The sequence below is a fragment of the Bradyrhizobium sp. MV1.5 genome (genome assembly GCF_055807615.1).
In genome coordinates this window covers 104,217-125,730 of record NZ_JBVVPL010000020.1, presented here as the reverse complement: position 1 = coordinate 125,730, position 21,514 = coordinate 104,217, and the positions used below count along the sequence as shown (strand labels likewise).

Here is a 21,514-nt window from a genome sequence, read left to right as displayed (position 1 = left end):
TGAAAACCTTGGGGTCACCGCTCTCCAGGCAATGCAAAACTCTCCCGGCGGGAGCAAAACATTCTCAAGCTCTGAGGTGCGAGCCATGGGACGCAACGCGTCCCGTGGTGAGCCTCGAAGGATGAACGGCCAAGATGCAGCCGGGCCGTCGCCCTTCGAGGGCCGCTAAAGAAGCGGCCACCTCAGGGTGACGGTTCTAGTCCGACCCAAGCCGCGAGAACCGGAAATTGCAATGGCTCGCACCGTCCGCTAGCGTCTGTGTCCTCTCCAGGCGGATGCCTCGCGCTGCGTAGGCGACGAAATCGAGCCCGCAGATGTTCGGCAGGATGTCCTTGTCGCCATGGCGCGCCGCGAGTTTGCAGAAGCCGCAAGCCTTGTAGTTGATGCCGAATTCAAAACTGTCACCCGTATCAGGCTCGACGAAATCGTAGACGAAATCTTCCGGAAACTCGACCCGATGGCTATCGGTCGCGCTTCTTGCCGCCTGCTCGCGTACCAAAGCCTGGTTCTCCGGCGACATGAACTGACGCCCCGAGGCGAGACGTTCCGCTTCCGATACGGTGAGCAATTGCGCCTTGTAGGTGTCCCGCTCGATCTCGCCGATCACAGGCAGCGGCACACCGTGGCGCCGCAGCACCCGGCTGATGGCCATGAAGCCCATCAGCCGCATGAAGAAATCGCTCATGCGGCTCGCCGCGCCGCCGACATAGGGCATCTGGGTGAGCACGATTTCGAATTCGTCCATCACCTTCCGCCTGATCCCGTCGACCTCGGAAAGCTGCGCGCGCTCGCGCAACATCGGTTCGGCCAGATCGAGCCGCTCGCGCATGGCGGCCTCCATTGCACCGCGATGCGCTTCGTAGAACGGATGGATGATCTCAGCCATGGGACACCTGATATGATTTGGTTCAATTGCAATGTCGGCCGGTTTCACTCCGCGGCGATCGCCTCGATCTCCAGCAGCCATTGGCTGTCGACGGTCTCGACGATCACGACCGTCAGCGCGGGCTGGTGTTCGCCCAGCATCGCGCGACGAATGGTGCGGTTGGCCACGAGTTGATTGCGGTCGGTCAGGAACGTGTTGACCTTGACCAGATGCGCGACGCCAAGGCCTGCGGCGGCGAGCACCTCGATCAAATTGCGCCAGGCCTGCTCGCACTGCGCCTCAAAACCGTCAGGAACGGTGCCGTCGGGTCTCTGGGGCACCTGGCCGCTAATGAACAACAGCCGTCGATGCTGCGTCAGTTCAAGTCCCATGCAGTAACCGCCGGCGGGAGCGTGGACGGTTGCGGGATTGTGGCTGACGAGGTGAGCTGGGGGCATGAGGTTTCTCCGGATTGCGGGTTCGACCGTATCCGGCGCCGGCGCCGCTTCGCAAAGCATCATTGCTGCGGTTCAGCGCAAGAAAATCTATTGCAAGGCCACAGCCCATCAGTGTCAAAATCAAACCCAATGACCTACGCCCTTCCCCCACTCAACGCGCTCCGCGCCTTCGAAGCCGCCGCGCGGCATCTCAGCTTCAAGCTGGCCGCGCACGAGCTACACGTCACGCCCGCCGCCGTGGGGCAGCAGGTGAAGGCACTGGAGGCGCGCCTCGGCATGCAGCTGTTCGAGCGGCTGCATAAGCAGCTCATCCTCACCGCGGCCGGTCAGGCCTATCTGCCCGGCGTCTCCGAAGGCTTTCGCCACATTGCGGAGGCGACCTCACAGTTGAAACCGGCCGGTGCGGTGCTGCTGCAATTAGGCATCCATGGCAGCTTCGACCTCCGTCGCCTCGATCTGGCAGCGTTTCGCAGCACGCATGCGGAGATCGGCTTGCGGGTGCTGCATCCGGCCGGCCTGCACGAATTGGTCGAGGGTAAGGTCGATCTGCTGATCGCCTGCGGCCATAGCCACCATCCGGGCTATCGCTGCGACCGGATCGATGAGGGATCAGGTTTGGGTGATTGGCTGGTTGCGCCTGAAGGCACCGCGGATTGCCCGGAGATCGTCGGTTTTCGCGCGTGGCTGCGTGGCCTGGCGGCCGAGAACGCAAACCGCCGCCCTCGTCTGGTCGGTGTCAGACGATAGGCTTGACTGATAGCCTTGCCAGGCCCGCGTTTGATGGATCGGGCCAAACATGAGCACGATCTCATCATGACGGTTGTGCCGTCACTGGCAGCTCCCCCTGAGGGACCGAACGCGGGTGGACGCAGCGAGCATCGGACGCTATCAATGGCGCCATGCTACGCAGACTGCTTGCCATCGTCGCTTGGGCCGCCGCCGCGGCAATCGTGCTAGTTACATTGTCACCGATCGGACTTCGTCCCGAGACCGGCTGGGTGGGACTTGAGCGCTTTTTTGCCTACGGACTACTCGGCGCACTTTAATCGCCTACCCTCGGCATTTCGTTGCCGTCTTGACGCTTGTCCTCGTCCTGGCAGGTATCCTCGAACTGCTCCAGCATCTGACGCCTGATCGACGTGGACATCTCCCCGATGCTGCGGAAAAGACGGCCGGCGGAATCGCGGGAGGCAGTCTTGCGAGACTGGCTCAGATGCTAATTAAGACGCGGTCCCGAAAGGTTTTATCGCCTTGAAGGGGGCGGCGCGGTATCCTATCGCACTAGATGGCGCGTTTAACGTTGACTGGTTAGGTTAATCGCGACTTTGCCTTGAGGCCGCGCACACGACGGCTATCGTGAATTCGTCGCGCGAAAATGGCGCCGGGCTGGAGCCAATATCGCAGATGCGCGACATGGGCCGCAGGCATTTCACGGAAAACCTGCGGCCCGCTCTCACGTTGGATCGCTCGATGAAGCAGGGCAAAACAAGCGAGCGGTCAGTCTCCCGACCGCGACGACCGGGCGCATATGAATGGTGCATCAATATCGCCTGGCTGGTCTGGTTATGCTGGATCTGCCTGTCCATTTGCCGCTCGTCGAGCCAGAACAGGCAAAGACGGCGAGGGTGAACGAACTCCACTGAGGAGAGTGGACAACTTCGCCTCGATGGGCAACAATTGGCCGTCCCGCCCGAGGCTAAGATGACCCTCAGCCCATCCTCCATTGCCATACTAGCCGCAGTGATCGTTACCTGCGTTTTCTTGAGCTGGTACGGCTGGCTAACATGGCTCATGGTGAGCCCCGATTAGGCACCACTTCCCGCGAGGGGAGTGACTGAGAAAGGGACAATTTTAGATAAAGTCGGAACGGCGCCTCAAAGCTTGCCCGCTAGTGTGCCGGATTGGGACTTGGGACATCGCCATGAAATACCTGCTCTGTGCCGCCGCAGCCGCCTTTCTGTGCCAGCCGGCAAACGCAAGCTCGTTGTGCGTCAAGGACCGAACGCCGTTCGCTCTAGTCTCCGACACTATGACCTGGAGCATGACCATTGCGCCTACCCAGGACTGCATCCAAGGTCTCCGCTGGTCCTACATGCAGATCTATGAGGTCTCGGTCGTGCAAGCTCCGAGCAAAGGTCGGCTCGTCATAGTCGGATCAGGCTTTCGATATTTCGCTGATGGCTCAGACGATCGGGACAGTATCGACAAGTTCACGCTGCTGATCTCAGGGAAGAACCGACATAAACTCGGTACTTCGACCTTGGAAATCGAGATCCACCCTGCTGCAGTGACTATCGGCCGCGCTCCCCCCGTTCGCTCTGCCGCCGCCGCTGTGGCCGCCGAGCTTAGTCCCGCCGGGAGTTAGCGCGCAGCCCTGAAGGGAGCGAGCCGGTATGCCCGCGGGAATGGACTATCACAGAACCACTGCTAAGCTGACACTTTCGCACCTCTCATTTCTCTCGGCACAGCCTCATGACTCTCATTTCATCAATCGTGAACCCCTGGTTCGTCGCGATGACCAGCGACCGTCTCGTGTCACTCCAACGGGGAGGCGACCTTGGTCAACACAACGCGCTAGCAAACAAGAACATCATCCTTCGCACTAGAGATTCAATCACTCTCGTAGGGTTTTCGGGGGCCGCTTGTATTAACAAGATCCCGACAGACGACTGGCTCGCGTTCGTTTTATTGAACCAACGGATTGAACCAGACTGCATACGAAAAGGCACCGAATTTAGCTGGGCTCGCATTGCCAGTGCCATCCACGCGTGCGTGAAAATCTCTTGGCGGCAAAAGTGATCTCTTCAGTTAAGTTGCTCTTCGCTGGATACAGGTTTGGACGACACGGTCGCATTTCTCCCTTTTCCCTGGTGCTAAACGACGGCGTCTACGAAGGCCATTTAAGCCACTTCTTGGGATCTCAATATCCGACAATTGGCGAGCCGCGAGCTCAATCCGCTCAACGAGCCCGCGACAAGCTGCAGCTTGAACGATCCGCACAGCACGTCGCCGGCAGTGACGCCGAAGGTTCCGGCTCCATCGGGATGATGGCAAACGCGACGCTCGCCGTGCCGGACCTTCGGATGTTGATATAGTCCGGGCCGATCGCGACGATCTGGGTCGCGAGGCCGGAGCCATCGACCGCGGGGCTGTTCCAGCCGGTCGGCAGCGCGCCGCCCGAGCAAGCACGCCGACCACCGCGCCGGCGAAAGCTGGAGAGCTGAACCCATTGGCCGCCAGCGCCTCCTCGGTCCAGACACCCGCGCTGTCGCCATAAACCTCATGAGCGGCCGGTCGTTGCGTGCCCGTAAAGGCGAGCGCCTTGAATGGACCGTTCGCTCCCCCAAGGAGTTTGAACAACGCCGTCATTCCGGCGCAACCGCTAAGTCGCGGTCGCTGAAAGTCGAAGCGAGCCATACGAATGCACCTCATCCGGAGCTTCGAAGCGGCTACTCAGGGTGACGGTGATAGAGCGACGCTCGCTGCCGCAATCTCATCCGCTCGCCAGCATCGCACCGCGTGCCCGTCCGCTCGCGTCACCAGCGCCGGCCCCGGCTCGCTCCGACACACGCCCTCCGCATACCGGCACCGCGGGCTGAAGGCGCATCCGTTCGGCGGATTGAGAGGATTGGGAAGATCGCCGCCTGTCGTCGCCAGCGGTGCATGACGCAGGGGATCGGGGATGGCGGCGATCAGGGCTTGGGTGTACGGGTGCGCCGGCCGCTCGAAGATCTCGCGCCAGTGGCCGTTCTCGACGATGCGGCCGAGATACATCACGGCGACCTTGTCGCTCATGTGCTCGACGACGCCGAGATCGTGGCTGATCATGATGTAGGAGAGACCGAGCGTTTCCTTCAATTCCAGCAGCAGGTTGATGATCTGGGCGCGGATCGAGACGTCGAGCGCCGAGACGGGTTCGTCGCAGATGACGATCTTCGGGTTGAGGATCAGCGCACGCGCAATGCCGATGCGCTGGCGCTGGCCGCCCGAGAATTCATGGGGGTAGCGGTCGGCCTGCTCCGGCCGCAGGCCCACATGCCGCAGCATCTTCGCGACGCGGTCCTCGATCTCGCTCTTGGCCGTGACGCCATGCACACGCAGGGGATCTTCCAGCGTGCGGCGAACGGTCTGGCGCGGATTGAGCGAGGCGTAGGGATCCTGAAACACGATCTGCACGATGCGGGCCAGCGCCTTCCGATCCCCGGATGGCCGGTTCGTCACGACCTGTCCGTCCAGCACGATGCGGCCGCGCGTCGGCGTCAAGAGGCCAAGGATCGACAATGCGACGGTCGACTTGCCGGAGCCGGACTCACCGACGAGGCCGAGGCATTCGCCCCGCTTCAGGGTGAGATCGACCCCGTCGACGGCACGGAGCAGCCGACGGCCGCGCCCCAGCAGGCCGCCTCCGAGCGGAAAATGGACCGCGAGATCCTCAACGCTGAGAATGACATCGTCGTTCGGCCGTGTCTCACCCGCCCTGTCTTGCGGCTCATGCATGGTGATGACACCTGACCAGACCGCCGGCCTCCAGCAAATCCGCTCCCGGCGCGGTGGTCCGGCAAATATCGGTCGCCTGCGCGCAACGCGGATTGAACCGGCAGCCGTCGGGGAAATTCGTGATGGCCGGGACGACCCCCGCGATCTCCGTCAGCCGGGTGCGGCCAAGGGCGGCGCGACTGCCGAGCCGCGGCAGCGAGGCGACCAGGCCTCGCGTATAGGGGTGCGAGGGTGCGCGGAAAATATCGGCCGAGCCACGCTCCTCGACGATGCGGCCGGCATACATCACGGCCACGCGGCGACAGACATTGGCGACCAGCCCCAGATCGTGGCTGATCATCAGGATGGCGGTTCCCCGCTCGGCGCATAAATTCCGCATCAGCTCGATGATTTCGGCTTGCACGGTCACGTCGAGCGCGGTGGTCGGCTCGTCGGCGATCAGGAGATCCGGACCGCAGGCGAGCGCGATGGCGATCATCACGCGCTGGCGCATGCCGCCGGACAGCTGGTGCGGGTAATCCTTCACGCGCCGCTCCGGCGCGGGAACGCGGACGCTCGCCAGCGCCTCGACGGCCAGTCTGTCGGCTTCCCGCCAGCTCTTGCCCTTGTGCAGCACGAACATCTCGGCGATCTGCCGGCCCACCGGCGAGACCGGGTTCAGCGCCGTCATCGGCTCCTGGAAGATCATGGCGATGCGATTGCCGCGCAGCTCCCGTTGCCTTGCGGCTGAAAGGTGCTGGATCTCCCGCCCCTCAAACCGGATGACGCCGCCGCCGATCGACAACGGCTGCCGCAACAGGCCGATCAAGGCGAGCGCCGTGATGCTCTTGCCGCAGCCGGATTCGCCGACGAGGCCGAAGGTCTCGCCGCGATCGATGCGGAATGAAATGCCCTCGGCCGCCGCAACGCGCCGCGATCCATTGTCGAGATCGATCCGCAAATCCTCGACCTCGATCAAAGGGCCGCCGGTCATGTGCGCCGGCTCCGCGATTGCGGATCGAGAATGTCGCGCAGGCCGTCGCCGAGCAGATTGAGGCCGAGCACCGTCAGGAAGATCGCAAGGCCGGGAAACACCGAGAGCCACGGCGCCGTCGTGATCTGGTCGCGGGCATCCGACAGCATGCTGCCCCAGCTCGGAAACGGCGGGCGGACGCCGAGGCCGAGGAACGACAAGGCGGCTTCGGACAGCACCGCGCTGCCCATGCCGAGCGTGCCGATGACGACGATCGGCCCCAGCATGTTCGGCAGCAGCTGCGTGATCATGATGCGCAGATCGCCGTAGCCGAGCACGGTCGCGGCCTGCACGTAACCCTGGCTCCTCAGCGACAGCGCCGAGGCCCGGGCGATCCGGCACGTGAAGGACCAGTTGGTCAAGCCGAGTGCGATCAGCAGGCTGGTCAGGCCGGGGCCGAGCACCGCCATGATGGCCAGCGCGAAGATCAGCGAGGGGATCGCGAGCATGAGATTGGTCAGGCCGTTGACGACATCGTCCCACCAGCCGCCCCAATAGCCGGCGCTCAGGCCCAGCGCCACGCCGATGACGCTGTTGATGAGCTGCGAGACGATGCCGACCGTCAGCGAAACGCGCGCGCCATAGACGACGCGGGAATAGATGTCGCGGCCCTGGTCGTCGGTCCCGAACCACCAGGTCCAGCTCGGAGGCTCTTCCGCATTGAGCAGGTTGGCGTCCAGCACGGGATCGGTGTGCGCCAGCCAGGGCGCGAGCAGGCCGACCAGGACCGCAAGCGCGAACAACGCGCCACCGATGATGAGATTGGCGCGGAGCTTCATGCGTATCTGATCCTGGGATCGATCACGCCGTAGAGCACGTCGATCAGCAAATTGATCGCGAGAAAGGCCAGCACCACGACGAGAATGGAGCCCTGGACGGCCGGAATGTCGCGCTGCAAGACACTGTCGACCAGCAGCGAGCCGATGCCCGGCCAGGAATACAGTTTCTCGACCACGACCGCCTGCCCCATCAGCGCGCCGAACTGCAGGCCGACGGTGGTGAGAATAATGACAAGCGCGTTGCGCATCACATGCCACTTCACGACCCGGGTCTCGCTCATGCCCTTGGAGCGCGCGGTGCGGACGAAATCCGCGGTCATGATCTCGAGGACCGCGGCGCGCGTCGTCCGGGCGAACAGCGCCATCGGCGAGACGCCGAGCGTCACGGCCGGAAGGATCAAATATTTCAGTCCGCCATCGCCATAGCCGAAACTCGGCAGCCAGCCGAGCTTCAACGCAAACAAGTACATCAGCACCAGTCCGAGCCAGAATTTGGCGATCGAAAGTCCTGATACCGCCACGACCATGGCCAGCGTGTCGACGATGCCCCCCGGCTTCAGCGCGGCGATGAAACCCAGGGGAACGCCGATCACGATAGAAAACGCCATGGCTGCGAAGATGAGCTGGAGCGTCGGCCATATCCGCTTGGCGATCATGAACGTCACAGGCTCGCGGGTCCGGAACGACGTTCCGAAATCACCGGTCGCAAGCTTGGCGATGTAGGCGCCGAAGCGGACATAGACGGGATCGTCGAGGCCGAGCTGCTTCTTCATGCGCAGCTCGACCTGCGGATCGGCATCGTCGCTCATGGACGAGACGATGCTGCCGGGAACGACGCTGAACAGCACGAACACCAGAGCCACCACGGCGAGCACGGTCGGAATGGTCTGCAGGAGGCGGCGGAACAGGAAGGAGAGCATCGGCACTTTTCCTCTCTCCCTCCGTCGTTCATGGCGACGGAGGGAGCGCGAGAGCGCGTGTCACTTCGCGGGCGAGGTCTCGTCGACCCAGAGGTCTTCGACGTTCTGATGGGTCAGTTCCGTCGCGTTCAGCTGAATCCCCTTCAGCCACGGCTGCACCGCCATGACCGCCTTGTTGTAGTTGAAGAACCAGACCGGCGCCTCTTCGTAGAGAACAGCATTGGCCTTTTGCAGCAGCTGGGTACGCTTCGCAGCGTCATCGGACTGCCCGGCCTCGTCGACCAGCTTGTCGAACTCGGCGTTCTTGAAGTTCATGTAGTTGCAGGCGGGTTGCGGCGTCGCCGAGTGGAAGCATTTGAGAGCGGCCTGCGGATCCGGGCCGCTCGCCTGCGAGTAGATGAAGGCCTGGTAGTCGCCGCTGCGAACCACCTCCGCCAGCACCGCGGTCTCGACCTGCTTGACCTTCGCCTTGATGCCCACCCTGTCCAGCATCGGGATCACGGCCGAGACGATCGGCAGGCCCCAGCTCTCGTTCTGGCTGGTGGTCCATTCGAATTCGAACCCTGAGGGATACCCGGCCTCGGCGAGCAGCTGCTTGGCCTTGGCGGGATCAAAGGCATAGGGCTTCATGGCCTTGTCGTAGGCGGGCGAGGTCAGCGGCAGCCAGCTGGTGGCCCGGTAGGCCTTGCCCTTGACCAGCTTGTTGATGATCAGGTCGGTGTCGATCGCGTAGTTGATCGCCTGCCGGACCCGCTTGTCGGCGAACGGCTTGAACGCGGGATTCATCCCCATGTAGCGGGTGAAGACCTCGGCGACTTCGACGACGGTGCCCTTGAGGTCGGCGTCGTTCTGATAGGCGACATATTGCGCAGGTCCCAACACCGAGGTGTCGATCTCCTTGTTGCGGAAGGCGACATCGCGTGCCGCGGCCTCGCCCATCACCGACACGATGATCTTGTCAGCGTAGGGCTTGCCCGGCTTGTAGAACCGGTCCCAGCGCTCCAGGACGATGCGCGATCCCGGCACGTGCTCGACGAATTTGAAGGGTCCAAGACCGATCGGCTTCTGGAGAAAGCTCTCCTTGGCAGCCTCGTCGGCGGGGTAGATCGACGTGATCGCGTTCCAGAAGTAGAAACCCGGATCGACTTTCTCGGTCAGCTTCATCTCGATGGTAAAGTCGTCGATTTTCTTCAGGCCGGAGATCTCCTTGGCCTGGCCCTTCTCGACTGCCGCCGCACCCTCGATCACGCGGACATAGCGCGCGCCGGGATAAGCCTTGGTGCCGTCCATGATGCGGTTGTAGGTCCAGACGACGTCGTCGGCCGTCATCTTGCGGCCGTTGTGGAAATAGGCGTCGTCGCGCAGCTTGAAGGTGTGAACGAGACCGCCGCCCGAGACGACGTCCTCCTTGGCGAGCTCCAGAACCGGCTTGCCTTCCTTGGAATTCCAGATGTAGAGCGACCGGTGCAGGGCCTTGGCGTAGATCTCGTCCTGGGCGCGCTGCGTCGTATGAATGTCCAGGCTGGTGAAGCTCGACCCATAAGGCGCGGTCATGCGGATGGTTCCGCCCTTGCGCGGGGTCTGGGCCTCCGCCGTGGCGGCCAGTGCCAGCCCCAGACCCGCGACGATCGCCACTATCCTGAAGATCATGTGTCCCTCCGACAACGCAAGCCGTGCTCCTGTCCGAGAGTTGACCATCCACGGCAGGTCGAGCGCAAGCGCCTTGAAGGGGTTGACGTATGCGAGCGTCGCGCGCGGGCCCCGCCGATTTGCGAGGAAGCCCGCTAGAGCTCCGGCTGCCAATCGCGCGATTTTCGCGCTGCAGCGGTGACATCTGCAATGGTCGGAAACGCGCCCGGCTCCAGCATCATCGTCCTTGCCAGCCTGACGGCGCGTGCTTCGCTGATTGCGCGCCGGCGCGGATCCTCGATCAGCTCGAAATCGATATTGTGGGCGAGGCCGAAGATGCGGCGGATGGTTTTTGCCGCGGCGAAGCCGACCGCGTCCGCGAACAGCCGCTGCATGTAGGCCTGCCGCTCGGCCTCCAGGCGTGCCGCGCCTGTCTCGCCGGCGAACAGCGAGGCGGGATAGGCATCGCCTGCGGCGCCGGCGCGCCACAGGTCGAGGAATTTGCGGGCGAACGCGTTCCAGACCTGCTCGACCGTCTCCAGCACCCAATGCTCGAACGCACGCCGTTCGCCCGGCGAGCGCTCGTGGCCGGCGGAGGCAAAATAGGCCATCAGGAGGTTGGCTAGCACGGCACCGACATCGAAACCCATCGGGCCGTAGAATGCGAATTCGGGGTCGATCACCCGCGTCTGGCTCTCCGTCACCATGATCGAGCCGGTGTGAAGGTCGCCGTGAAGCAGCGCCTCGGGGCTCGCCATGAACTTCAGCTTCAGCCGGGAGATCGCGACATGCAGGTCCATATCCTCGCGCAGCTCTGCGGCGAGCGCATCGAGATACGGCGCGGTCCAGCGGTTCTGCTCGGCGATGCGATAGGGATCGGTGAAGATCAGATCCTCGGTGATCTTGCACAGCGCATGGTTGCCGGCGAAGGCGGCGATGCCCTGCTTCTTCTCGGCCGCCGACAACGCGAGGTCGGAGGTGAAGAACAAGGTCCGCGCCATGAAGGTGGTGATGTCATCGACAAAGCGCGGATATTGCGAGCCCGCAACCATCCCCTTGCGCATGATGATGTGGGGCTCGAGCAGCTCCATCACCGTCAGCGCCAGGGCCTCGTTGTGATGCAGCAGCGCCGGCACGAGGCCCGGCGCGAGCTCGGCCTGCCGCGACAAAGCGAGATATTCGTAATGAGCCCGGGACAGCGGCAGCGGCCAGCTCTCGCCGACGAGGCGGACATAGGGCAGCGCCTGCTTCACGGCGACGCCGCCGCGGCCGCCTTTGACGATGAAGACGAGATTGAGATTGCCGTCGCCGACTTCCGTGATCGACCAGGAGGCCGGCTCGCCGCCAAGGGTCGCTGCGAGGTCCGCCACGCCTGCGAGATAATCCCGCAACGCCGCCTCATGCAGAATCCGGTAGTCCCCCTGCCCCTGTGCCATGACGATCCGATCCCATTGTTATTTGAGCATGATCTTGTCGGAAAACCGCTTCACACTTTTCCGGATCATGCTCCTGTATGGGCCGGATCGTTACTCCCGCTCCAGGAAGCTCGAGCCGATCTCGGCCTTTCTTTTGATCGGATCGTAATCACAATAGACGCTGTCCGCCACCAGCGTGTAGCTGGCGCTGACGGTGTATTTGTCTGTTTTGACCGAGTTCAGGCCGATCACCGCGGTGCTCTTGCCCCCGTTCCACTTGAACGGCGTCGAGCTCTTGGCCTGCTCGCAGGCGATCACGGCCTCGTTGAAGACGTAGCCCTCGACGAACGCCTTCAGGGTGCGCACCTGCACGGCCATCTTCCACTCGAAATAGCCGATGGCACCGAGGCCGGCGACGATCAACACCAGAAGCGCGACGACGATCCTCTGAAAAGTCATTGGTCCCCCAACAAAGCCAACCAGGAATTCTAGAACGGCATGCCCATCAATTTCGACAGGCGCTCGATCGACAAATAGCCGGCGCGATAGGCGACCATGGCGATGGCGTAGATGATCGCAGAGATGATCGTGGTCCAGATCAGCTTGCTCCTCATCCGCGTCAGGATCGGCGCGCCGGGGTCGCTGCCCGGCACTCCGACGCCGTCCTCGTGCTGGCTGCGCACGCCGAACGGCAGCGTCAGGAACAGCGCGACCCACCAGATGACGAAGTAGATCGCGATTGCGGTTGAGATCTGGATGGCCATGGCTTCGGCCTATGCCTGCTCGATTTCGACCAGCGCGCCGGAAAAGTCCTTCGGGTGCAGGAACAGCACCGGCTTGCCATGGGCGCCGATCTTCGGCACGCCATCGCCGAGCACCCTTGCGCCCTCCTTCACCAGCGTGTCGCGGGAGGCAATAATGTCGACCACCTCGTAGCAGACGTGGTGGATGCCGCCGTCGGCGTTGCGGTCGAGGAACTTTGCGATCGGCGAGGCTTCGCCGAGCGGCTCGATGAACTCGATCTTGGTGTTGGGCAGCGTCGCGAACACGGTGGTGACGCCATGCTCGGGCAGCGCGACGGCCTCCGAGATCTGGGCCCCGAATGCGGCGCCATAGATTTTGGCGGCCTTGACGGCGTCCTTGGTCGCGATAGCGACATGGTTGAGCCGGCCCAGCATCGTTCTTCTCCCGTTACACTGTCAGGACGTGTACCAGACAGGGGGGCTTTTTACCCCAATGTTCGTTGATCACCGAACGGACAGCGCGTCGCACCGACTCGGCCAGCGCATCCGGGTCGCGGCGGCGCGCCTTCGGCAGACCTTCGACGGTGGAAACCACGGCGTCGAAGACGATGTCGTCGAAGGGCTCGCCCGCTTTGTTCTTCTCGGGGATACCGACGAGTTCGACTGCGGGATCGTCGGCAAGCTCGCCCTGCTCCGTCATGGCGATGGCGACAAAGGCGCAGCCGGAGAAGGCCATCCGGCGCCGCTCGACCACCGCGCGGGACTTGGAGTCCTCCAGAATCGTGCCGTCCTTGTAGAGACGGCCCGCAGGCACCTGCCCAATGATGCCGGGATCGCCCGGGCCGAGCTTGACGAGATCGCCGTTGCGGCAGACCAGCACGCGCGGCACGCCGGCGGCACGCGCGAGCTTGGCGTGCTCGTTCAGGTGTAGGGCCTCGCCATGGACAGGAATCAGGAGCTGCGGCCTGGTCCAGGCGATCATGTCACGCAATTCGTCGCGTCGGGGATGGCCGGAGACATGGACCAGCTGGTCGCGGTCGGTGATGACCTCCACGCCCTGCAGAACCAGACCGTTGATAATGGCGCCGACCGCCTTCTCGTTGCCGGGAATGGTGCGCGAGGAGAAGATCACGCTGTCGCCGCGGTTGAGCGTGATCTCGGGATGGTCGTCATTGGCGATGCGCGCCAGCGCGGCCCGCGGCTCGCCCTGGCTGCCGGTGCAGAGCGCCAGCACCTTGTCCTGCGGCAGATGACCATAGACCTCGGCGGAGCGGAAACTCTGCACGCCATCGAGATAGCCGGTCTCGCGCGCGACCTGCACCACGCGTTCCATGGCACGGCCGACCACGACGACCTCACGGTCGGCGGCCTTCGCGGCGATCGCGACGGCCTTGAGGCGCGCGACATTGGAGGCAAAGGTCGTGACCGCGACGCGGCCCTTGGCGGCCTTGACGAGCTCGGTGATGGATTTGGCAACCTCGGCTTCCGAGGGTGAGCGGCCGTCGCGCACGGCGTTGGTGGAATCGCCGATCAAGGCGAGCAGGCCCGCATCGCCGAGCTCCCGCAGCCGCTTTTCGTCGGTCGGGCGGCCGATGATCGGGGTCGGATCGATCTTCCAGTCGCCGGTGTGCAGCACCGTGCCGATCTCGGTGTGTATCGCCAGCGCGTGCGACTCCGGAATCGAATGCGCGACCGGAATGAACTCGACGTTGAACGGGCCGATATCGACGCGCCCGCCCGACGGCACCACCGTCACCGGGATCTTGGGCGCATTGCGCTCGGCGGCGCATTTGGCCTCGAACAGCGCGGCGCTGAACTGCGTCGCGTAGATCGGGCATTTCAGCTTCGGCCACAGGTCGATGATGGCGCCGAAATGGTCCTCATGGGCGTGGGTCAGCACCAGCCCCATCAGGTTCTTGCGTTCCTTCTCCAGGAAGCTGACGTCGGGCATGATCAGGTCGATGCCCGGCAGATGCTCCTCGTCGCCGAAGGAGACGCCGAGATCGATCGCGAGCCAGGCGCGCTGCTGGCGGTTGCCGAGGCCGTAGATCGACAAATTCATGCCGATTTCGCCGACCCCGCCGAGCGGTGCAAATACCAGTTCTTCAGGCTTCGCCATCACGCAGCTCCCACGGAGGCGGCCGTGCCGAAGAACACCTCGCCCGCGGCGACCGGCACGCGCCGGCCCTCCGCGGTGCGGACGATCAGGCAGCCGGTGTCGTCGATCGTGTCAAAAATGCCTTCCAGCGTCATCACTCCCGTGTGGATCGCGACCCGCTCGCCGAGGCCGGCGGCGCGCTCCAGCCACAATCTGCGAATTTCGGAAAAGCCGCGGCCATTGTCCCAGATACCGCGGAACTCCACCCAGGCGTCCGAGAGCGCCGAGAACAGCTCCTCCGCGCTGATCTGGACGCCGAGCGCGGCCAGCGACACCGCCGGCGTCGGCGTGCCCTCGGGCGCGGCGACGACGTTGGTGCCGATGCCGACAACGATGGCAAGACGATCGCCCATGGCTTCGGCCTCCAGGCCGATGCCGACCAGCTTCTTGCCGTCGGCCAGGACGTCGTTCGGCCATTTCAGGGCGTAGCGGGGACGGCCCTCGCCGAGGCGCAGCGCCGCCTCCAGGCTGACCTTCTCCAGCGCGGCCTCCTCGGCCAGCCCGGCCGCGAAGCCGATCGTCGCGGCGACGGAAGGGGCGACGTCGAGGACTTCGAGCACGCTGGCGGCAAGATTACCCCTTGGCGCGATCCAGGCGCGCTGGCGGCGGCCACGGCCGGCGGTCTGCTCCGACGTCACGAACCACATCGGGCCGCGTTCGCCGCGCCTCGCGTGCTCGATCGCCTCAGTATTGGTCGAGCCGGTCCGTTCGAAAGCTGCGAGCTTGTAGCCCGCCGACGCCGCACGAGGACCGAGCGCGAATGCCATCCTAAAACAGCGACTTGGCGGCGGCGGAGGCGACGCTCACCACCGGGCCCGCAAACAGGGCGAACAGGATGTTGAACAGGCCCGCGACCGCCAGCACCGTCTTGACTTCGACGCGCACCGGATCGACCTGCCCGGCCGGCTCGTCGAAATACATCGTCTTGACGATGCTGAGATAGTAGTAGGCGCCGACCACGCTGGTGAGCACGCCGATCACAGCGAGCGTGAACAAATTCGCCTTGATGGCGGCGACGAAGACGTACCATTTGGCGAAGAAGCCGGCGAGCGGCGGAATGCCGGCGAGCGAGAACAGCAGCATCGCGAACATGAAGGCGAGCAGCGGATTGGTGCGCGAGAGGCCGGCGAAATCGCTGATCTGCTCGACCGGCTGGCCATTGCGCTTCATCGCCAGGATGATGGCGAAGGAGCCCAGCGTCATCGCGACATAGATCACGATGTACATCAACACGCCCTGCGCGCCCTCGACCGTGCCTGCGGCAAGACCGACCAGGGCAAAGCCCATATGGCCGATCGAGGAATAGGCCATCAGGCGCTTGATGTTGCTCTGGCCGATCGCGGCGAACGAGCCCAGCGCCATCGAGGCGATCGCCACGAACACCAGGATCTGCTGCCACTGCGAGACGATGCCCGGGAATGCGGTCAGCGTGACGCGGGTGAAGACCGCGAGCGCCGCTACTTTCGGCGCCGAGGCGAAGAAGGCGGTGACCGGGGTCGGCGCGCCCTCGTAGACGTCGGGCGTCCACATGTGGAACGGCACCGCCGAAACCTTGAAGCAGAGGCCGGCGAGCAGGAAAACGAGGCCAAACACCAGGCCGACATTCGAGATCGTCGCGGCCGCCGCGATGCCGGTGAAGGCTACCGTGCCGGTGAAGCCGTAGATCAGCGAGGAGCCGTAGAGCAGCATGCCCGAGGACAGCGCGCCGAGCACGAAGTACTTCAGCCCGGCTTCGGTCGACTTGGCGTTGTCGCGGTTCGAGGCCGCCACGACGTAGAGCGCCAGCGACATCAATTCGAGGCCGAGATAGAGCGAGATCAGATCGCCCGCCGAGATCAGCACCATCATGCCGAGCGTCGAGAGCAGCACCAGGATCGCGTATTCGAAGATGCGGCGCGAGGGATCCGACAGGAACTCGGTCGACAGCACCAGCGTAACGGCCGAGCCGATCAGGGCCAGGATCTTCATGAAGCGGGCAAAATCATCGACGATGAAGCTGCCGCCGAAGGTCACGTGCTTGCCCGCGGGCAGCATGTATTCGAGCACGCCGACCACGATCAGGAGCAGCACCGCAAGCGTCGTGACCGTCTTGGTGGTCTCCTGCCCGCGATAGGCGCCGAGCATCAGGAGTGCCATCGCCCCGACCGCGAGCACGAGCTCGGGCAGCACCGGCGCCAGTTGATAACCTGCAGTCTCAAAGCTCATGGCGATATCCTGACCTGCCCGCTCACTGGAGCAGTGCGGCGGCCTTCACGGCCGTCACAGCGGTGTTGTAATTGTTGACGAGTTGCTGGACCGAGGCCGCCGACATGTCGAGCACCGGCTTCGGATAGATGCCGAACAGGATCGTCAGCGCGATCAGCGGGAACAGCGTCAGGCCCTCCCGGAAGGTGAGATCCTTCATGCTCGCCAGCGACGGCTTGACCAGCGCCCCGAACACGACCTTGCGGTAGAGCCACAGCGCATAGCAGGCCGACAGGATCACGCCGAAGGTGGCGAAGAACGCGGTCGGGATCGAGACCTTGAAGGTGCCGAGCAGCGTCATGAACTCGCCGACGAAGCCGGAGGTGCCGGGCAGACCGACGTTGGCCATGGTGAAGACCATGAAGGTCAGCGCGTAGAGCGGCATCCGGTTGACGAGGCCGCCATAGGCCGCGATGTCGCGGGTGTGCATGCGGTCGTAGACGATGCCGACGCAGAGGAACAGCGCGCCGGAGACGATGCCGTGCGAGATCATCTGGAATACGCCGCCGGCGACGCCCTGCATGGTACCGGCAAAGATGCCCATGGTGACGAAGCCCATATGCGCCACCGAGGAGTACGCAATCAGCTTCTTCATGTCCTCCTGCATCAGCGCCACCAGCGAGGTGTAGATGATGGCGATGGCCGAGAGCGTGAACATCAGCGGCGCGAAGTCATGCGAGGCCAGCGGGAACATCGGCAGCGAGAAACGCAGGAAGCCGTAGCCGCCCATCTTCAGCATGATCGCAGCCAGGACCACCGAGCCTGCGGTCGGCGCCTCGACGTGGGCGTCGGGGAGCCAGGTGTGCACCGGCCACATCGGCATCTTCACCGCGAACGAGGCGAAGAAGGCAAGCCACGCCCAGGTCTGCAGCGAGCGCGGCACGGCGGTGTGCATCAGGGTTGGGATGTCGGTGGTGCCGCCGTTCCAGTACAGCGCCATGATGGCGAGCAGCATCAGGACCGAGCCAAGCAGCGTGTAGAGGAAGAACTTGAAGGACGCATAGACCCGGCGCGGACCGCCCCAGACGCCGATGATCAGGAACATCGGGATCAGGCCGCCCTCGAAGAACAGATAGAACAGCACGAGATCGAGCGCCGAGAAGGTGCCGATCATCAGCGTTTCCAGGATCAGGAACGCCATCATGTATTCGCGGACGCGGTTGGTGATCGCCTTCCAGCTCGCGATGATGCAGAACGGCATGATGGCGGTGGTCAGGATCACCAGCGGCAGCGAAATGCCGTCCACGCCCATGTGGTAGGTGATGCCGGTGGCGAGCCAGTTCGCCTTCTCGACGAACTGGAAGTCGGCGCTCGACGCATCGAACCGCATGACCAGGATCACCGACACCGCGAAGGTGATCAGCGTGGTCCATAGCGCGATCCAGCGCGAATTGCGCCGCGCCGCCTCGTCATCGCCGCGGCTGAGATAGACGATCAGCGCGCCCACCAGCGGCAGGAAGGTCGTGACGGATAGAATTGGCCAGGTCGTCATTTACTGGCCTCCAAAGCCGAACATGAACCAGGTGATCAGGCCGGCGGCACCGATCAGCATGGCGAACGCGTAGTGGTAGAGATAGCCGGTCTGGATCTTCACGACGTTGCGGGTGACGTCCAGCACCCGGGCCGAGACGCCGTCGGGGCCGAGGCCGTCGATGATGAAGCCGTCGCCCTTCTTCCAGAGCTGGTAGCCGATCCACTTCGCCGGACGGACGAAGATGATGTCGTAGAGCTCGTCGAAGTACCATTTGTTGAGCAGGAACTTGTACAGCATCGGCTGCGTGTTCGCGAGCTCGACCGGCAGATAGGGCCGGCGGATGTAGAACAGGTACGACACCAGGAAGCCCAGCACCATCATCACCGTCGGCAGGAAGGCGATGGTCTCGGGGATGTGGTGCATCTCCTCGATGATGTGCGGGTTCATCTTCACGGATTCGCGGAAGAACTCCTCGATGCCGTGACCGGCGAACAGCTCCTTGAACGGGAAGCCGGCCAGGATGGAGCCGACCGCGAGCACACCGATCGGGATCAGCATCCAGATCGGCGCTTCATGCGCAGCCTCGTAGTGGTGATCGTCATGCGGCTCGCCGTGGAAGGTCTTGAAGATCAGGCGCCACGAGTAGAACGAGGTCAGGCCGGCCGCGATGACCGTCATCAGGAAGCCGTACATCGCGAACGGATTGTGCGAGGCGTAGGCGGACTCGATGATCGCGTCCTTGGAGAAATAGCCGGCGGTCAGCGGGAATCCCGTGAGGGCGAGCGTGCCGACCACCATCACCGCGTAGGTGTAGGGGATCTTGCGCCAGAGGCCGCCCATGTTGCGGATGTCCTGCTCGTGATGCATCGCGTAGATCACCGAGCCGGAGCCCAGGAACAACAACGCCTTGAAGAACGCGTGCGTGAACAAATGGAACATGCCGACCGAATAGGCCCCTGCTCCCATCGCCACGAACATGTAGCCGAGCTGCGAACAGGTCGAGTAGGCGACGATGCGCTTGATGTCGTTCTGGACGAGGCCGATGGTCGCCGCGAAGAACGCCGTGGTGGCGCCGAAGAACATCACGACGGCCTGCGCGTTCGGCGCGAGCTCGAATAGCGGCGACAGGCGCGCCACCATGAAGACGCCGGCGGTGACCATGGTCGCGGCGTGGATCAGCGCGGAGACCGGGGTCGGGCCTTCCATCGCGTCCGGCAACCAGGTGTGCAGCAGGAACTGCGCCGATTTGCCCATCGCGCCCATGAACAGCAACAGACAGGTCAGGGTCAGCGCGTCGGCATGCCAGCCGAGGAAGTCGATGGTCTTGCCGGTGAGACCCGGCGCAGCGTGGAAGATGGTCTCGAAATCGGTCGAGCCGGCCAGCAGGAAGATCGCGAAGATGCCGAGCGCGAAGCCGAAATCGCCGACGCGGTTGACCACGAAGGCCTTGATGGCGGCGGCGTTGGCTGAGGGCTTCTGGTACCAGAAGCCGATCAGGAGGTAGCTCGCCAGACCCACGCCTTCCCAGCCGAAGAACAGCTGCACGAGGTTGTCCGCGGTCACCAGCATCAGCATGGCGAAGGTGAACAGCGAGAGATAGCCGAAGAAGCGGGGCCGGTTCGGGTCCTCGTCCATGTAGCCGATGGAATAGAGGTGCACGAGCGAGGACACGGTGGTCACGACCACCAGCATCACTGCGGTGAGCGTGTCGACCCGCAGCGTCCAGTAGACCTGGAGATCGCCGGAGAGAATCCACGGCAGCAACGGAATGCGCATGTCGTGGTGCATGAAGCCGACATCGACCAGCGTCATCCAGGACAACGCCGCCGACACGAACAGCAACGCCGTTGTGATCAGCTCGGCACCGCGCGAGCCCGCCGCCGGTGGCTCGGAGACGTGGTGGTCGTCGTGGCCGTCGCCGGGCTCGTGATGGGTCTCGTGAATGACCGACGCATCCTCATTGATCGTGTCGGACGCATGGGCGTGCGCGCCATGACCGTGATCATCGTGATGCTCGACCGTGTCGCCCGAGGGGTTGCGGGCATGCGCGCCGAACAGCGCGATCAAGCCAGCCAGAATGGCGCCCAGCAGAGGCAGAAAGACGATTGCCTGGACCATGATTTACTCTTTCCGCATGATCTGGTCGGAAAACCGGTATCCACTTTTCCGGATCATGCGATCAGCCCTTCATCAGATTGACGTCCTCAACCGCGATCGAGCCGCGGTTGCGGAAATAGACCACCAGGATGGCGAGACCGATCGCGGCTTCAGCGGCCGCGACGGTGAGCACCAGGAGCGCAAAGACCTGCCCGACGATGTCGCCGAGGAAGGTCGAGAACGCCACGAGGTTGACGTTGACCGCGAGCAGGATCAGCTCGATCGACATCAGGATGACGATGATGTTCTTGCGGTTCAGGAAGATGCCGAGGATCCCGAGCGTGAACAGGATCGCGCCGACCGCCAGATAGTGTCCGAGCCCGATGGTCATTTCACCCACTCCGCCGCGTCAGAATCCTGGAGCCCCTGCCCCGGCGCCACCTTTCGGATCGCCATCGCTATTTCGGGCGTGCGCGCGTTCTGAACGTTGATGTCTTGCCGCTTGACGCTCGCCTTGTGCCGCAGCGTCAGCACGATGGCGCCGATCATCGCGACCAGCAGCACCATGCCCGAGAGCTGGAAGTAGTGGATGTACTTGGTATAGAGCACCAGGCCCAGCGCCTCGGTATTGGAGACGTTGGTCGGGATCGCCGCCGTGATCGTCTTGGCGACGCCGGGGTTGATGACCCAGAAGCCGACCGTGAGCAGCAGCTCGAACAGGAAGATGCCACCGATCACGAGGCCGACCGGGAGGTACTCGATGAAGCCCTCGCGCAGCTCGAGGAAATCGACGTCGAGCATCATGATCACGAACAGGAACAGCACCGCAACGGCGCCGACATAGACGACGATCAGGATCATCGCCAGGAACTCGGCGCCCATCAGCACGAACAGGCCGGAGGCGTTGACGAAGGCCAGGATCAGGTACAGCACGGAGTGCACGGGATTGCGCGAGACAATCACCATCACCGCCGAGGCGACACAGACGCCGGCGAACAGATAGAAGAACAGCGCGGGAAGGATCATTGGGCAGTCCCGGGGGGGGGGGGGGGGGGGGGGGGGCCCCCCCCCCCCGCCCCGGGGGGGGGGGGGGGGGGGGGGGGGGGGGGGGGGGGGGGGGGGGGGGGGGGGGGGGGGGGGGGGGGCGGCGCGCGCCGGGGGGGGGGGGGGGGGGGGGGGGGGGGGGGGGGGGGGGGGGGGGGGGGGGTGGGGGGGGGGGGGGG

General features: G+C 64.0%; 21 protein-coding genes and 1 CRISPR repeat array. Of the genes, 3 read left to right on the top strand and 18 right to left on the bottom strand.

Annotated features, from left to right (window positions below; all coding sequences use genetic code 11):
* Positions 1-196: 196 nt before the first annotated feature.
* Together AC0L2J_RS20145 and AC0L2J_RS20140 are read right to left on the bottom strand one after the other, a co-directional pair.
* The gene (locus tag AC0L2J_RS20145) at positions 197-886 is read right to left on the bottom strand and encodes an L-2-amino-thiazoline-4-carboxylic acid hydrolase (protein WP_473393453.1); all 690 of its coding nucleotides are present in this window, start codon (positions 884-886) and stop codon (positions 197-199) included.
* 44 nt (positions 887-930) lie between these two features.
* The gene (locus AC0L2J_RS20140) at positions 931-1,323 is read right to left on the bottom strand and encodes a RidA family protein (RefSeq protein ID WP_473393449.1); all 393 of its coding nucleotides are present in this window, start codon (positions 1,321-1,323) and stop codon (positions 931-933) included.
* 129 nt (positions 1,324-1,452) lie between these two features.
* Here AC0L2J_RS20140 and AC0L2J_RS20135 point away from each other — a divergent pair, with 129 nt between their 5' ends.
* The 3 genes from AC0L2J_RS20135 (at position 1,453) to AC0L2J_RS20125 (ending at position 4,418) form a co-directional block, all read left to right on the top strand.
* Positions 1,453-2,070: a LysR family transcriptional regulator gene (locus AC0L2J_RS20135; RefSeq protein ID WP_473393446.1), complete on the top strand. Its 618-nt coding sequence runs from the start codon at positions 1,453-1,455 to the stop codon at positions 2,068-2,070.
* A 1,174-nt stretch (positions 2,071-3,244) separates the two neighbouring features.
* The gene (locus tag AC0L2J_RS20130; protein ID WP_473393442.1) at positions 3,245-3,688 is read left to right on the top strand and encodes a hypothetical protein; all 444 of its coding nucleotides are present in this window, start codon (positions 3,245-3,247) and stop codon (positions 3,686-3,688) included.
* 418 nt (positions 3,689-4,106) lie between these two features.
* Entirely contained in the window at positions 4,107-4,418 is a 312-nt protein-coding gene (locus AC0L2J_RS20125; RefSeq protein ID WP_473393438.1) for a hypothetical protein, read from the top strand.
* A gap of 358 nt (positions 4,419-4,776) precedes the next feature.
* Here the strand turns inward: AC0L2J_RS20125 and AC0L2J_RS20120 are convergent, their stop codons facing one another.
* From AC0L2J_RS20120 to AC0L2J_RS20045, 16 genes are all read right to left on the bottom strand, one after another.
* Entirely contained in the window at positions 4,777-5,820 is a 1,044-nt protein-coding gene (locus AC0L2J_RS20120; RefSeq protein WP_473393433.1) for an ABC transporter ATP-binding protein, read from the bottom strand.
* Positions 5,813-6,793 carry an ABC transporter ATP-binding protein gene (locus AC0L2J_RS20115; protein ID WP_473393430.1) on the bottom strand — a complete coding sequence of 327 codons (981 nt, stop codon included), beginning with the start codon at positions 6,791-6,793 and terminating at the stop codon, positions 5,813-5,815. The genes AC0L2J_RS20120 and AC0L2J_RS20115 overlap by 8 nt, the downstream gene beginning before the upstream one ends.
* Complete coding sequence (locus AC0L2J_RS20110; RefSeq protein WP_473393426.1) at positions 6,790-7,611, bottom strand: ABC transporter permease; 822 nt, start codon at positions 7,609-7,611, stop codon at positions 6,790-6,792. Before AC0L2J_RS20110 ends, AC0L2J_RS20115 begins: the two co-directional genes overlap by 4 nt.
* Positions 7,608-8,531, bottom strand: a complete 924-nt coding sequence (locus AC0L2J_RS20105) for an ABC transporter permease (protein ID WP_473393465.1) — start codon at positions 8,529-8,531, stop codon at positions 7,608-7,610. The genes AC0L2J_RS20110 and AC0L2J_RS20105 overlap by 4 nt, the downstream gene beginning before the upstream one ends.
* A 60-nt stretch (positions 8,532-8,591) precedes the next feature.
* Positions 8,592-10,181, bottom strand: a complete 1,590-nt coding sequence (locus AC0L2J_RS20100; RefSeq protein ID WP_473393422.1) for an ABC transporter substrate-binding protein — start codon at positions 10,179-10,181, stop codon at positions 8,592-8,594.
* 134 nt (positions 10,182-10,315) lie between these two features.
* The gene (gene mtnK, locus AC0L2J_RS20095; RefSeq protein WP_063996146.1) at positions 10,316-11,596 is read right to left on the bottom strand and encodes an S-methyl-5-thioribose kinase; all 1,281 of its coding nucleotides are present in this window, start codon (positions 11,594-11,596) and stop codon (positions 10,316-10,318) included.
* Positions 11,597-11,686: 90 nt separating this feature from the next.
* Entirely contained in the window at positions 11,687-12,034 is a 348-nt protein-coding gene (locus tag AC0L2J_RS20090; RefSeq protein WP_007603574.1) for a hypothetical protein, read from the bottom strand.
* Positions 12,035-12,063: 29 nt separating this feature from the next.
* Positions 12,064-12,339 (bottom strand): DUF1467 family protein, encoded by a 276-nt coding sequence (locus tag AC0L2J_RS20085; protein WP_007610964.1) that lies wholly within the window; start codon positions 12,337-12,339, stop codon positions 12,064-12,066.
* Between the two features lie 9 nt (positions 12,340-12,348).
* The gene (mce, locus tag AC0L2J_RS20080) at positions 12,349-12,753 is read right to left on the bottom strand and encodes a methylmalonyl-CoA epimerase (protein ID WP_007603572.1); all 405 of its coding nucleotides are present in this window, start codon (positions 12,751-12,753) and stop codon (positions 12,349-12,351) included.
* A 13-nt stretch (positions 12,754-12,766) separates the two neighbouring features.
* Positions 12,767-14,437: a ribonuclease J gene (locus AC0L2J_RS20075; protein WP_473393416.1), complete on the bottom strand. Its 1,671-nt coding sequence runs from the start codon at positions 14,435-14,437 to the stop codon at positions 12,767-12,769.
* The gene (locus tag AC0L2J_RS20070; RefSeq protein WP_007610973.1) at positions 14,437-15,243 is read right to left on the bottom strand and encodes a biotin--[acetyl-CoA-carboxylase] ligase; all 807 of its coding nucleotides are present in this window, start codon (positions 15,241-15,243) and stop codon (positions 14,437-14,439) included. Before AC0L2J_RS20070 ends, AC0L2J_RS20075 begins: the two co-directional genes overlap by 1 nt.
* Position 15,244: 1 nt before the next feature.
* Positions 15,245-16,681 carry an NADH-quinone oxidoreductase subunit NuoN gene (gene nuoN, locus AC0L2J_RS20065; RefSeq protein ID WP_007610975.1) on the bottom strand — a complete coding sequence of 479 codons (1,437 nt, stop codon included), beginning with the start codon at positions 16,679-16,681 and terminating at the stop codon, positions 15,245-15,247.
* A gap of 22 nt (positions 16,682-16,703) precedes the next feature.
* Complete coding sequence (locus AC0L2J_RS20060; RefSeq protein ID WP_007610976.1) at positions 16,704-18,212, bottom strand: NADH-quinone oxidoreductase subunit M; 1,509 nt, start codon at positions 18,210-18,212, stop codon at positions 16,704-16,706.
* Positions 18,213-20,312: an NADH-quinone oxidoreductase subunit L gene (gene nuoL / locus AC0L2J_RS20055; RefSeq protein ID WP_007610977.1), complete on the bottom strand. Its 2,100-nt coding sequence runs from the start codon at positions 20,310-20,312 to the stop codon at positions 18,213-18,215. It lies immediately after the preceding gene.
* A gap of 61 nt (positions 20,313-20,373) precedes the next feature.
* Positions 20,374-20,682 (bottom strand): NADH-quinone oxidoreductase subunit NuoK, encoded by a 309-nt coding sequence (gene nuoK, locus AC0L2J_RS20050; protein WP_007603558.1) that lies wholly within the window; start codon positions 20,680-20,682, stop codon positions 20,374-20,376.
* The gene (locus AC0L2J_RS20045; RefSeq protein WP_007610978.1) at positions 20,679-21,317 is read right to left on the bottom strand and encodes an NADH-quinone oxidoreductase subunit J; all 639 of its coding nucleotides are present in this window, start codon (positions 21,315-21,317) and stop codon (positions 20,679-20,681) included. The genes nuoK and AC0L2J_RS20045 overlap by 4 nt, the downstream gene beginning before the upstream one ends.
* Positions 21,318-21,329: 12 nt before the next feature.
* Positions 21,330-21,514: direct repeats of the CRISPR family, unit length 25 nt; unit sequence GGGGGGGGGGGGGGGGGGGGGGGGG.